Annotated in this window: 11 protein-coding genes; 5 read left to right on the plus strand and 6 right to left on the minus strand. The window is 72.2% G+C overall.

All coding sequences use genetic code 11. From position 1 onward, the window contains the following. Nucleotides 1-125: 125 nt before the first annotated feature. The 5 genes from FRAEUI1C_RS19375 to FRAEUI1C_RS19395 form a co-directional block, all read right to left on the minus strand. The gene (locus FRAEUI1C_RS19375; RefSeq protein WP_013425028.1) at nucleotides 126-476 is read right to left on the minus strand and encodes an L-rhamnose mutarotase; all 351 of its coding nucleotides are present in this window, start codon (nucleotides 474-476) and stop codon (nucleotides 126-128) included. 256 nt (nucleotides 477-732) lie between these two features. Beyond that, nucleotides 733-1,743 (minus strand): substrate-binding domain-containing protein, encoded by a 1,011-nt coding sequence (locus FRAEUI1C_RS19380; protein ID WP_198318602.1) that lies wholly within the window; start codon nucleotides 1,741-1,743, stop codon nucleotides 733-735. A gap of 149 nt (nucleotides 1,744-1,892) precedes the next feature. Next, nucleotides 1,893-2,933 (minus strand): ABC transporter permease, encoded by a 1,041-nt coding sequence (locus FRAEUI1C_RS19385; RefSeq protein ID WP_013425030.1) that lies wholly within the window; start codon nucleotides 2,931-2,933, stop codon nucleotides 1,893-1,895. Next, the gene (locus tag FRAEUI1C_RS19390) at nucleotides 2,923-3,972 is read right to left on the minus strand and encodes an ABC transporter permease (protein ID WP_013425031.1); all 1,050 of its coding nucleotides are present in this window, start codon (nucleotides 3,970-3,972) and stop codon (nucleotides 2,923-2,925) included. Before FRAEUI1C_RS19390 ends, FRAEUI1C_RS19385 begins: the two co-directional genes overlap by 11 nt. Then, entirely contained in the window at nucleotides 3,969-5,528 is a 1,560-nt protein-coding gene (locus FRAEUI1C_RS19395) for a sugar ABC transporter ATP-binding protein (RefSeq protein WP_049806945.1), read from the minus strand. The genes FRAEUI1C_RS19390 and FRAEUI1C_RS19395 overlap by 4 nt, the downstream gene beginning before the upstream one ends. A gap of 271 nt (nucleotides 5,529-5,799) precedes the next feature. On the opposite strand from FRAEUI1C_RS19395, the gene FRAEUI1C_RS19400 reads away from it, so the two are divergent. Genes FRAEUI1C_RS19400 through FRAEUI1C_RS19415 form a run of 4 tightly spaced genes read left to right on the plus strand, consistent with a single transcriptional unit; the run spans nucleotide 5,800 to nucleotide 9,804 of the window. Next, nucleotides 5,800-6,813, plus strand: coding sequence for a LacI family DNA-binding transcriptional regulator (locus FRAEUI1C_RS19400; protein ID WP_013425033.1), 1,014 nt, complete (start codon nucleotides 5,800-5,802; stop codon nucleotides 6,811-6,813). A gap of 44 nt (nucleotides 6,814-6,857) precedes the next feature. Continuing rightward, nucleotides 6,858-7,643, plus strand: coding sequence for a (Fe-S)-binding protein (locus FRAEUI1C_RS19405; RefSeq protein ID WP_013425034.1), 786 nt, complete (start codon nucleotides 6,858-6,860; stop codon nucleotides 7,641-7,643). Then, on the plus strand, nucleotides 7,640-9,109 hold the full coding sequence (locus FRAEUI1C_RS19410) for a lactate utilization protein B (protein ID WP_013425035.1): 1,470 nt from the start codon (nucleotides 7,640-7,642) through the stop codon (nucleotides 9,107-9,109). The genes FRAEUI1C_RS19405 and FRAEUI1C_RS19410 overlap by 4 nt, the downstream gene beginning before the upstream one ends. A 56-nt stretch (nucleotides 9,110-9,165) precedes the next feature. Then, on the plus strand, nucleotides 9,166-9,804 hold the full coding sequence (locus FRAEUI1C_RS19415; RefSeq protein ID WP_041259505.1) for a LutC/YkgG family protein: 639 nt from the start codon (nucleotides 9,166-9,168) through the stop codon (nucleotides 9,802-9,804). A 596-nt stretch (nucleotides 9,805-10,400) separates the two neighbouring features. On the opposite strand, the gene FRAEUI1C_RS19420 is transcribed toward FRAEUI1C_RS19415, so the two are convergent. Next, nucleotides 10,401-10,622 (minus strand): hypothetical protein, encoded by a 222-nt coding sequence (locus tag FRAEUI1C_RS19420; RefSeq protein ID WP_041259508.1) that lies wholly within the window; start codon nucleotides 10,620-10,622, stop codon nucleotides 10,401-10,403. A gap of 282 nt (nucleotides 10,623-10,904) precedes the next feature. Between FRAEUI1C_RS19420 and FRAEUI1C_RS19425 the strand changes: the two genes are divergently transcribed. Next, complete coding sequence (locus FRAEUI1C_RS19425) at nucleotides 10,905-11,744, plus strand: SDR family NAD(P)-dependent oxidoreductase (protein WP_013425038.1); 840 nt, start codon at nucleotides 10,905-10,907, stop codon at nucleotides 11,742-11,744. Nucleotides 11,745-11,770: the final 26 nt, after the last annotated feature.

The following is an 11,770-nucleotide window of genomic DNA, read 5'->3' on the forward strand; positions in this document are numbered from 1 at the left end:
TTTTGGCCCTCGGGTGGTCGCGAGGCAGTTCCGATCACAGCCACGCGAGGGCCGAAACGGCGATCACTGGCACCGGGGTGGTGGTGGTTCGCCGCGGGGGCGCCGGGATTCATGGGATGCGCCTTTTAGTGCGCAGCGTTTGTGGCCGCGAGCTGGCCGTCGAGGTTGAAGATCTCGTCGAGCAGCTCGAAGCCCTCGTCCGGACGCTGGCCGTCCAGCCCGACGAAGAACCGGCCCATCTCGGCCTGCCACCGGGCGTTGACGGCCGTGGTGGCCATCGCGGCCTGCGCGGCCGCGAGGTCTTCGGCCTCGACGTAGCCGACGACCAGCCCGTCCGGCCGGGCGAACAGCGAGTAGTTGTGCCAGCCGGCGTCGGCGAGGGCGCGCAGCATCTCGGGCCAGACGGCCGCATGGCGGGCCCGGTACTCGTCGAGCAGTTCCGGGCGGACGGTCAGCAGAAAGCAGTAGCGGTTCATGGCTGGACCTGCTCCATTTACGCCTCTCCCTGTTCGGGCCAGTCCCAGGCCGGGGCGGCAGGGGGAAAAGGTTCGCCCGCCGCCCGCTGGATGGTCCGGTGGGTGCCCGTCTTCCCGGGACAGGCACCCACCGGAGGTCAGGCGGGATTTCCGCGATCGCGACCGGCTGAGTTCAGGGCCGGGCCACACTCAAAATCCGGCCACGCTCAGAATCCGGCCCGGCCAGAATCCGGCCGCGATCAGAATTCGACCGGGCTCAGAACTTGAACTGGTCGATGTTGGTCGAGTCGAACACCGTGGGCGGGCCGAGCACGACCGACGGGCCGTTGCTCCCGCTGCCGGCGAGCACCTTGTACGAGCCGAGCGTGCCGGCCGTGAAGGACGAGCCCGCGTCGAGCGTGGCAGTGCCCGAGGCCAGCGAGGCGGCGGCGTAGCCGGCCAGGTAGCCGAGGTTCGACGGGTTCCACAGCTCGAACTGCTTGACCGTGCCGTCCTTGACATAGGAGCGCATCTCCGACGGCAGCCCGAGACCGGTCAGGGTGACCTTGGACGCCACGTCCTTGTGGGTCGAGAGGTACTGGGCCGCGGTCGAGATGCCGACGGTGGTCGGCGAGATGATGCCCTTGAGGTCCGGGTAGGCCGAGAGCAGGCCCTGCAGCACCGTCAGCGAGGTGGCCGGGTCGTCGTTGCCGTAGACCGTGGAGACCAGCTTCATGTTCGGGTACTTGGCGAGCTGCTGCTTCATGTAGCCGATCCAGGCGTTCTGGTTCGTCGCGCTGGCGGCGGCCGAGAGGATCGCGATCTGGCCGGTGCTGTTGATCTCCTTGGCGAGCAGGTCGACCTCGGACGTGCCGATGGTCTGGGTGTCCGCCTGGTTGATGAACAGGTGCGCCGGGCTGTTGCCGCAGCTGATGTCCGAGTCGAACGCGATGATCTTGATCTTGGCGGCCGCGGCCTGGTTCAGCGACGGGCACAGCGCGGACGGGTCGTTGCCGGCGATGACGATCGCGTCGGCGTGCGCCTGGATCGCCGCCTGGATCGACGGGATCTGCGCGGCCGCGGTGTCGGAGGTGCCGCTGCTGACGACGACCTTCCCGCCGAGCTCGGACAGCGCCTTCTGGCCGCCCTGGTCGGCGAGCACCTCGTACGGGTTCTGGGTGTCCTTCGGGATGAAGTAGACCGTGAGGCCCTTCTTGATCCCACCGGAGGACGAGCCGCCCGAGGAGGCAGCGGTACCGCCCGAGGACGACCCACAGGCCGCTAACACCGTTCCGAGCGTCGCCACCGTGATGGCGACGGTCGTTCTCCTTCGTGCTGACGAGATTCCGAGCATGGTGAACGTCCCTTTCAGTGATGAGCTACCGGCGCAGGCCCGCGCCGTGAGGAAAGGAGGAAGGACTGGGGAGTCGGGTGCGCCTACGCCCGGGGTCTTGTGCGGCTGACGAGGCGGCCGGCGATCCGGGACAGGTTCGGCACGACGACGCTGGCCAGCAGCAGGAGGCCGACGACGATCTTCTGGACCTCGGGCTGCACGCCCATCTGGGTGAGGGCCTGCAGCAGCGCGCCGAAGGTGACGGCCGACAGCGCGACGCCGAGCACGGTGCCCTTGCCCCCGAAGATCGACACCCCGCCGAACAGGACGACCGCGACGACGTCCAGCTCGAGGCCGGTGCCGGCGTCGTAGCTGGCCGAGGAGTTCTTCAGCGTGAAGAGGATGCCGGCCAGCGCGCACACCAGCCCGGACAGGACGTAGAGGCCGAACGTGATCTGGTTGACCCGGACGCCGGAGAACCGGGCGGCCTCGGGCTGGGTGCCGATCGCGACGATGCGCCGGCCCAGCGGGGTCGCGTGCAGCACGACGCCCGTGATGATGGCGAGCCCCAGGAAGATCGCCGCCGAGTAGGAGATCTCGGTCCCCGGGATCGGGACGACGCCGATCTTCGTCAGCGAGATCGGGAACCCGGTGATGATCCTTGGCGCCAGGACGATCTCGGCGATGCCGCGGAACAGGGTCAGCGTCCCGATCGTGACCGCGATCGACGGCAGCCCGACGACCGCGATGAGGAAGCCGTTCAGGGCCCCGCCGAGCGCGCCCACCAGCAGCGCGATCGCCATGGCGAGCCAGATCGACAGGCCGGCGTGGAACAGGTCACCGGTCACCGTCCCGGCCAGGCCGAGCATCGACGCGACCGACAGGTCGATGTTGCCGGTCATGATGATGAGCAGGAGCGGGAGCGCCATGATGGCGACCTCGCCCTCGTTCGTCCCGATGAAGAAGAAGTTCGAGCCGTTCAGGAAGCTCGACGAGTGCGCCGTCCCCATCGCGAAGACGCCGATCAGCAGGACGACGAGCGCGCTCTCCCACCGCAGCGCCCCGCGCCACAGCGGGCGGGACCCGTTGTCGCCGGCCGGGCGGGTCGGCGTGGCCTCGGGCCGGATGGCGATGTCAGACGTCACGTCGAGCTCCCTCGGCCGAGCGCAGGCTTCGCGCGACCCGCAGGCTCAGCCAGCGGTCGAAGGCGATCGCGGCCAGCAGCAGGGCGCCGGCGATCGCCTGGTTCCAGAACGGCGAGACCTTCGTGGCGACCAGCGCCTGGTTGATGGTGTTGAGCAGCAGCGCCCCGAGCGCCGCGCCGACGACCGTCCCGCTGCCGCCGAAGATCGCGACCCCGCCGACGACGACCGCGGCGACGACGGTCAGCTCGTAGCCGTTGCCGCCGGTCACGTCGATCTGGGCGTGCTGGGCCAGGAACAGGGCCCCGCCGAGACCGGCCAGCGCCCCGCTGACCAGGAACGCGGTGAACACCCGCTTCCCGGCCGGGATGCCGGCGAGCGCCGCCGCCTCCGGGTTCGAGCCGATCGCGTAGAGGTCGCGGCTGGCCCGGAACGACCGCATCAGGTAGCCGGCGACCGCCACGACGACGATCACGATGATCGCGAGCCACGGGATGCCGAGGACGGACTCGTAGCCGACCTTCTGGTACGCCTTCGGGATCGCGGCCGGGTTGATGGTCTTGCCGTTGACGATCACGCCGTCGACGCCGCGGACGATGTAGAGCATCGCCAGGGTGACCACCAGGCTCGGTACCCGCGTCGTCGTCGTGACCAGCCCGTTGACGGCGCCGACCAGCGCTCCGACGGCGATGCCGAGCACGAACCCCAGCACCACCGGGAACCCCGGATGGTGCTTGAAGACCGACCCGACGATGTACGCCGACAGGCCGACGACGGAGCCGACCGACAGGTCGACGTTCCGGGTGATGATCACGAGCGTCTCGCCGACGCCGAGCAGGGCGATCAGGGCGGCGCCGGTCAGCAGCTGCTGGACGCTGTTGCCGCTGGCGAAGTGGTGGTTCTTGATCGTGGTCCCGACGAACACCAGCACGATGACCAGGGCGATGCCCAGCTCGCGGGCCCGCAGCAGCGAGGAGCCCCGGGCGAAGGTGGGCCTGGGTGGGGTCGGCGCCGATGTCTCGGGCGCGGCGAGGGCGGTCATGCGGCGGCCCCCGTGGCGACGTTGCCGGTGGCCGCGCGCATGACCGACGCCTCGTCGGCCTCGGCCCGGCTCAGCTCGGCGGTCAGCCGGCCCTCGTGCAGGACCAGCACCCGGTCGGCCATCCCGAGCACCTCGGGCAGGTCCGAGGAGATCATCAGCACGGCCATCCCGCCCGCGACCAGCTCGTCGAGGATGCGGTGCACCTCGGCCTTCGTGCCGACGTCGATGCCCCGGGTCGGCTCGTCGATGATCAGCAGCTTGGGCTGTCGGGCCAGCCACTTGCCCAGCACGACCTTCTGCTGGTTGCCGCCGGACAGCGTCGACACGGGGTCGCGCAGGTCGCCGGACTTCAGCCGCAGCCGGTCGCCCCAGGTACGGGCCAGCGCCCGTTCGTCCGAGCGCCGCACCAGCCCGAACCGGCGCAGCCCCGCGAGCGAGGCGAGGGCGACGTTGTGGTCGATGCCGAGTTCCATCACGAGGCCCTGCTGGCGGCGGTCCTCCGGCACCAGCGCGACCCCGGCGGCCATCGCGGCCTGCGGGGAGCCGTTCGGTAACACGCGGCCGTCGACGCGCACGGTGCCGCCGGTGCGCCGGTCGATCCCGAAGATCGCCCGGGCGACCTCGGTGCGACCGGCCCCGACCAGGCCGGCGAGCGCGACGATCTCACCGCGGCGCACCGTCAGGGAGATGTCGTCGAACACCCCGACGCTGCTGAGGTGCTCGACCTCCAGCACGACGTCGCCCGGGGCGGTGTCGGACTTCGGGAAGAGGCTGTCGAGGTCGCGGCCGACCATCGAGCGGATGATGTCGTCGACCGTCAGGTCCTCGATCGGGTCGGTCCGCACGAACGCGCCGTCCCGCATGACGGTGACGCGCTGGCAGCTCGCGAAGACCTCCTGCAGGCGGTGCGAGACGAACAGCACCGCCGCGCCCTGCGAGCGCAGGGTCCGCATGACCTCGAACAGCCGCTCGACCTCGACGTTGGTCAGAGCTGCGGTCGGCTCGTCCATCACCAGGACGGTCGCGTTGCGCGACAGCGCCTTGGCGATCTCGACGATCTGCTGGTCGGCGACGGACAGGCCGCGGGCGAGGCGCTGCGGGTCGAGGCGGACCCCTAGCCGGGCGAAGACCTCGGCAGCCGCCCGGTTCATCGCGCCCCGGTCGATCACGCGGCCCCGGCCGAGCTGCTGGCGGCCCATGAAGATGTTCTCCGCGACCGACAGGTCGGGGAACAGCGTCGGCTCCTGGTAGATGATCGAGATGCCGGCGGCGCGGGAGGCGTTCGGGCCGTTGAAGGTGACGGGCTCACCGCCGACGACGAGCGTTCCGCCGTCCGCCTGGTGCACGCCGGCGAGGATCTTGATGAGGGTCGACTTGCCCGCCCCGTTCTCGCCGAGCAGCGCGTGCGCCTCGCCCGGGTACAGGGTGATCGAGCCGTCGACCAGGGCCTTCACCGGACCGAAGTGCTTGGTCGCTCCCTGCAGCGACAGGGCCGGGGTCGCCCCCTTAGGCGACAGCGCCGGGGCTTCCGCCGCGTCCCCCGCGGTCTTTTCCATTCGATCAGGCATCGACGGCTGGCCCCTCCTCGTCGACTCAGTGAAACCTTTCACGTTCGGAGTGCCCAGAAGCTAACCGGACGGCCGCAACAGGGTCAAGGGGCAAGTTGCCGGATCGTTACGACATGCCGCCCGCGGCACAACTACCGAGATCTGGGGGCGTTGGCCCAGCTCGGTGGCGTAACGTCGCGGTCGGTCGGGCGCTTCCGACGACGGCAACCGGACGCTAGCGGTTGATACGGTTCAAATCGGTCTTCGCGGAGGGAGGGACATGGCCGACTCGGTCAGCGTCGTCGATGTCGCCCGGCGCGCCGGGGTGTCCGTCGGCACCGTCTCGAACGTCCTCAACCGCCCGGACCGGGTCTCCCCGGCGACCCGCGACCGCGTGCTCGCCGCCATCGAGGAGCTCGGGTTCGTCCGCAACGAGGCGGCCCGTCAGCTGCGGGCCGGCCGGAGCCGGACGATCGGGCTGATCGTGCTGGACGTACGCAACCCCTTCTTCACGGACCTCGCCGCCGGCGTCGAGGCGGCCGCGGCGGGCGAGGGCCTGTCGGTGATCCTCTGCGACTCCGGCGACGACCCACGCCGCGAGGAACGCTACCTGAGCCTGCTCCAGGAGCAGCGCGCCTACGGGATCATGATCACGCCGGTCTCCGAGGACCGCGGCCGCATCGAGGAGATCCGCCAGCACGGCACGCCCGTCGTGCTGGTCGACCGCGCCTCCCACGGCGGCCAGTGCTCGGTGTCCGTCAACGACCTGGTCGGCGGCGAGCTGGCGGCGGCGCACCTGCTGGGCCTCGGGCACCGCCGGATCGCCTTCATCGGCGGCCCGCCCACCATCCGGCAGGTGGCCGACCGGCTCGCCGGGGCGCGCCTCGCGGTGACGAAGGCTGGCCTGGTCGGCGAGACGCTGACGCTGGTCGAGACCGCAGCGCTCAACGTCGACGCCGGCCGCCAGGCGGGCGTGCGGGTCGCGGAGATGCCGGCGTCCGTGCGGCCGACCGCGGTGTTCTGCGCCAACGACCTGATCGCCCTGGGCGTCCTGCAGGAGATGACCCGCCGGCGGCTCAAGGTCCCCGAGGACCTCGCCATCGTCGGGTACGACAACATCGACTTCGCCGCCGCCGCGGCCGTCCCGCTGACGTCGGTGGCGCAGCCGCGGGCCCAGCTGGGCCAGACCGCGGCCGAGCTGCTCATCGACGAGGTGTCGGCGCACCGCACCCACCGCCACCGCCAGGTCGTCTTCGAACCGGACCTGGTCGTACGAGAATCCACCCAGCCCTGACCCGGCCGGGCACCCGGATCGTTGTCGCTGACGCGGGAGGGCCCGTGAAGATCGCGCTGTTCGTGAGCTGCCTGGTCGACGGGCTGTATCCCCAGGTCGGCCAGGCCACCGTGCGGCTGCTGCGCCGCCTCGGCCATGACGTCGAGGTGCCGTCGTCGCAGACCTGCTGCGGGCAGATGCACGTCAACACCGGCTACCCCCGCGAGGCGCTGCCGCTGGTGCGCAACCACGTCGACACCTTCGCCGGGTACGACGCGATCGTCGTGCCGAGCGGTTCGTGCACCGGCGCGATCCGCCACCAGCACGCCGACGTCGCCCGCCAGTTCGGCGACGAGGCGCTCGCCGAGCGGGCCGAGCAGGTCGCGGAACACACCTACGAGCTGTCCGAGCTGCTGGTCGACGTGCTCGGGGTGACCGACGTCGGCGCGTCGTTCCCGCACCGGGTCACCTACCACCCGACCTGCCACTCGCTGCGCCTGCTCGGCGTCGGCGACCGGCCGCTGCGGCTGCTGCGGGCGGTGCGCGGCCTCGACCTGGTCGAGCTGCCGGCGGCCGAGCAGTGCTGCGGCTTCGGCGGGACGTTCGCGCTGAAGAACCCGGACGTCTCGACGGCGATGCTCGCCGACAAGATGGCCGGCATCCTGACGACCCGGGCCGAGGTCGCCACGGCCGGCGACGCGTCCTGCCTGATGCACATCGGCGGCGGCCTGTCCCGGCTGCGCAGCGGGGTGCGCACGCTGCACCTCGCGGAGATCCTCGCCTCGACCGAGCAGGACGCGCCGGCCACGACGGCGGGCGCGGCGGCGGCCACGACGGGAGCCCGGTCATGACGTTTCTCGGGCTGCCGACCGCGCCGGCCGGCGTCGGGCACCTCACGGGCACCCAGACCTTCCCCGCGGCGGCGCGGACGGCGGTCGCGGACACCCAGCTGCGCCGCAACCTCGGCAACGCCACCTCCACGATCCGGGCCAAGCGGGCGTCGGTGGTCGCCGAGCTGCCCGACTGGGGCGAGCTGCGCGCCGCCGGTGCCGCGATCAAGGACGACGTGCTCGCCCACCTGGACCGCTACCTGCTCCAGCTGGAGGAGCGGGTCACCGCGGCCGGCGGGCAGGTGCACTGGGCCCGCGACGCCGTCGAGGCGAACCGCATCGTCACCGAGCTGGTCGTGGCCACCGGCGTGGACGAGGTCGTCAAGGTCAAGTCGATGGCGACCCAGGAGATCGGCCTGAACGAGGCGCTCGCCGCGGCCGGGATCGCCGCGATCGAGACCGACCTCGCCGAGCTGATCGTCCAGCTCAGCGACGACCGGCCCAGCCACATCCTGGTGCCGGCGATCCACCGCAACCGGGCCGAGATCCGCGAGATCTTCCTGCGCGACATGCCGGGCGTCGACCGGGACCTGACCGACGACCCGGCGGCGCTGGCCGCGGCGGCCCGCACGCACCTGCGGCACAAGCTGCTCACGGCGAGCGTCGCGGTCAGCGGCGCGAACTTCGCCGTCGCCGAGACCGGGACCCTCGCCGTGGTCGAGTCCGAGGGCAACGGCCGGATGTGCCTGACCGTCCCGCGCACGCTCATCACCGTCATGGGCCTCGAGAAGGTCGTCCCGACCTGGCGTGACCTGGAGGTCTTCCTCCAGCTGCTCCCCCGCTCCTCGACCGGCGAGCGGATGAACCCGTACACGTCGATGTGGACCGGGGCGACCGAGGGGCAGACGTTCCACCTCGTGCTGCTCGACAACGGCCGGACCGCGACGCTGGCCGACCCGCGCGGCCGGGCCGCGCTGCGCTGCATCCGCTGCTCGGCGTGCCTGAACGTCTGCCCGGTCTACGAGCGGGCCGGCGGCCACGCCTACGGGTCGGTGTACCCGGGGCCGATCGGCGCGGTGCTGTCGCCGCAGCTCACCGGCCTGGGCGGCGACGGCGCGTCCGGCGGGATCAACGCCAGCCTGCCCTATGCCTCGACGCTGTGTGGCGCCTGCCTCGACGCGTGCCCGGTCGCGATCGACATCCCGTCGATGCTGGTGCACCTGCGGTCCCGGGCCGTCGACGCCAAGCGGGAGGTCCACCGGCTCCCGTCGGCGGAACGCGCGGCGATGACGGCCGCAGCCTGGGTCATGAGCGACCCGGCGCGCTGGACCCGGGCGCTGCGCGCCGGCCGGCTCGGCCGCCTGCTGCGCGGCCGCCGCGCGCTGCCGCCGCCGCTGTCGGCCTGGGCCGGCGCCCGCGACGTCCCCCAGCCCCCGGCGGAGACGTTCCGCGACTGGTGGGCCCGCGAGGGGAACACGACCCCATGAGCGCCACCGCCCGCGCGGGCGCCGGCCGCCCCGCGCCGAAACGAACGGGAGAACCCGTGACGTCTGCCCGAGACGAGGTGCTGGCGCGCATCCGGTCGGCCCTGTCCGACGACACCCCGGACCAGTCGGTCCCGCGCGGCTACCGGCAGGGCCGGGCCGACTCGGCCGGCGACCTCGACCTGTTCGCCCGTCGGGTGATCGACTACCACGCGACGGTGACCTTCATGGCGCCCGACCAGCTGCCCGAGGGGATCGCCGCGCGGCTGGACGAGAACCGCGTCGGCCGGCTGGTCGCGCCGGACGGCCTCCCGGCCGGCTGGACGGCCGACCTGCGCGCGACGGTGCTCACCGACACGCCTCCGCTGTCCGTCACCGAGCTCGACGCCGCCGACGGCACCCTGACGACCTGCGCGGTCGCGGTCGCCGAGACCGGCACGATCGTCCTGGACGCCGGGGCAGGCCAGGGCCGACGGGCGTTGACGCTGATCCCGGACTACCACCTGGTCGTGGTGCGAGCCGACCAGGTCGTCGCGACGGTCCCGGACGCCGTGGCGCTGCTCGCCGTGGCCGGGCCGGCCCGGCCGCTCACCTGGATCAGCGGTCCCAGCGCCACCAGCGACATCGAGCTGAACCGAGTCGAGGGAGTCCACGGCCCGCGAACGCTCGACGTACTCGTCGTCCGCGCCGACGCGTAGCTCACGCGGGCGACGGACAAGATCGCTGTTTGGGCCCTCGGGTGGCTGTAACCGCGGCGTTTTCGCGACCAGCTGAGGGCCGAAACGGCGATCAAGCCAGCAGGCTGACCTCGCCGGACCCCGGCGCTAGCCGGCGGTACGTGTGCGGGCGGTCGGGCCCGGCGCCGGGGTGGCCGCGCGGGTGTCGCGCCGCGGTGACGAGTCGTGCGGGCGACCGGAGGCGGGCTGTCGCGGTGGCCGGACGGCCGCGCGCGACGCGATCGCTTCCTAGGCGCGGCGAGGCCGGGGGCGACGGCGAACGGGGGCCGGCCTGGCGGGGTTGTCCGCGACGGGCCGGCGGAAGGTGGTGGGCTCGGTCTCCGCGACGTCGCCGCCCTCAGGGTCAGGCCCGAAGTCGGGCGCCTGGAAGAGGTCGACCGACGGACGCGGCGCCTCCCGCCGGGGCGAGGAGCGCGCCGGTTCCGACGCGGAGAACAGTGGGTTGGGCGTTGTGGCGATGAGAGGTCTCGCTTCTGGGGTGGGAGGTCGCCTGGATCGACGGCGCGGCACACCGGCGGCGGAGCCAGGCTCCGCCGCGGACCCGGCGCTCGGTGCCGTCAGAGGTGCGACATCTTGCTGAACGGGCTCGGGATGCGTTCCTGCTGCGACCCGAAATCGACCAGCACGGCGATGTCCTGCTCGACCCCGATGACCTGGCCGAGACCGTACGTGTCGTGGATGACGCGGTCACCGATGGCGAAGCGATCGCACGGCGGAATGACCGGATCCTTGAAGGGGCTGGTGGGCAGACGGCGCTTGGGTACCGCTGACTTGGTCATTGGCTCCAGTATGCGCCTACCGGGGGTGACGCCGCGCCGGTAGCCGCCGAAGTGCGGCCGATCCGAGGCCCCTCGCCGGAGGTTCCGCGTCCGGGCGGGCCTTTCGTGGGTAGGCCACGCGATGCGGTCGCCGCCGCCGGACGGCCGGTGGACCCGCCGGCCGGGCCAGCCGGCGGGCACCGACGCGGGCCGCCATCGATGCCTTAGTAAACGCTCACTTGTCACCTCGGGTTTCGCGGGCTACCGTCGCCCAGGTCCCCCGGCGTCGGTGCGAGGAGCGGGATGAGCGAGCGTCGAGGCAGGGTCGAGGGCAAGGTCGCGATCGTCACCGGTGCCGGTTCGACACCCGGGCCCGGGATGGCCACCGGCCGGGCCTGCGCCATCGTCCTGGCCCGCGAGGGCGCCCAGGTCCTGCTCGCCGACGTCGACGGCGCGCGGGCCGAGGAGACCCGGGAGATCATCGAGGGCGAGGGCGGCCAGGCGGCCGTCTTCGCCGGGGACATGACGAAGGCCGCGGACTGCGCGGCCATGGTCGCCGCCGCCGTCGACGCCTTCGGGACGCTGGACATCCTGGTCAACAACATCGGCGTCTCGATCGCGGGCAACGTCGTCGACACCGACGAGGCCGACTGGGACCGGGTGCTCGACCTCAGCCTGAAGACGATGTTCCTGGCCAGCAAGAACGCCGTGCCGGTGATGGCGGCCAAGGGCGCCGGGGCGATCGTGAACATCGGGTCGATCGCGGGCTCGCGCGGCGGGAACTACGTCGGCTACGCGGCGGCCAAGGGCGGGGTGAACGCGCTCACCGTCGACATGGCCTTCTCGCACGGCCGCCAGGGAATTCGGGTCAACGCCGTCGCCCCCGGCCATATCACCACTCCCCTGCTGTTCTCCGTCCTCGGCGTCACCCCGGAGGCCGACTACCGCCAGCGGCTCGCCGCCGCGGCCAACCTGCTGGGCACCGCCGGTGACGGCTGGGACGTCGGGTGGGCCGCGACCTTCCTGGCCAGCGACGAGGCCCGCTGGATCACCGGCGCGATCCTCCCGGTCGACGGCGGGGTGATGGCCGTGACGCCGCTGATGATGGCCGCCGGCCTGCGGGCCGAACCGCCGCCCGCCTGAACTTTTCTGCCCGCGCACCCACGTTC

Origin of the sequence: Pseudofrankia inefficax (assembly GCF_000166135.1) — a bacterium.
Taxonomy (GTDB): domain Bacteria; phylum Actinomycetota; class Actinomycetes; order Frankiales; family Frankiaceae; genus Pseudofrankia; species Pseudofrankia inefficax.

Bases quoted from the DNA above. Each gene is read 5' to 3' on its own strand.
- FRAEUI1C_RS19375 (WP_013425028.1), bottom strand. From the start codon at position 476: ATGAACCGCTACTGCTTTCTGCTGACCGTCCGCCCGGAACTGCTCGAC.
- FRAEUI1C_RS19390 (WP_013425031.1), bottom strand. From the start codon at position 3,972: ATGACCGCCCTCGCCGCGCCCGAGACATCGGCGCCGACCCCACCCAGG.
- FRAEUI1C_RS19395 (WP_049806945.1), bottom strand. From the start codon at position 5,528: ATGGAAAAGACCGCGGGGGACGCGGCGGAAGCCCCGGCGCTGTCGCCT.
- FRAEUI1C_RS19400 (WP_013425033.1), top strand. From the start codon at position 5,800: ATGGCCGACTCGGTCAGCGTCGTCGATGTCGCCCGGCGCGCCGGGGTG.
- FRAEUI1C_RS19410 (WP_013425035.1), top strand. From the start codon at position 7,640: ATGACGTTTCTCGGGCTGCCGACCGCGCCGGCCGGCGTCGGGCACCTC.
- FRAEUI1C_RS19420 (WP_041259508.1), bottom strand. From the start codon at position 10,622: ATGACCAAGTCAGCGGTACCCAAGCGCCGTCTGCCCACCAGCCCCTTC.
- FRAEUI1C_RS19425 (WP_013425038.1), top strand. From the start codon at position 10,905: ATGAGCGAGCGTCGAGGCAGGGTCGAGGGCAAGGTCGCGATCGTCACC.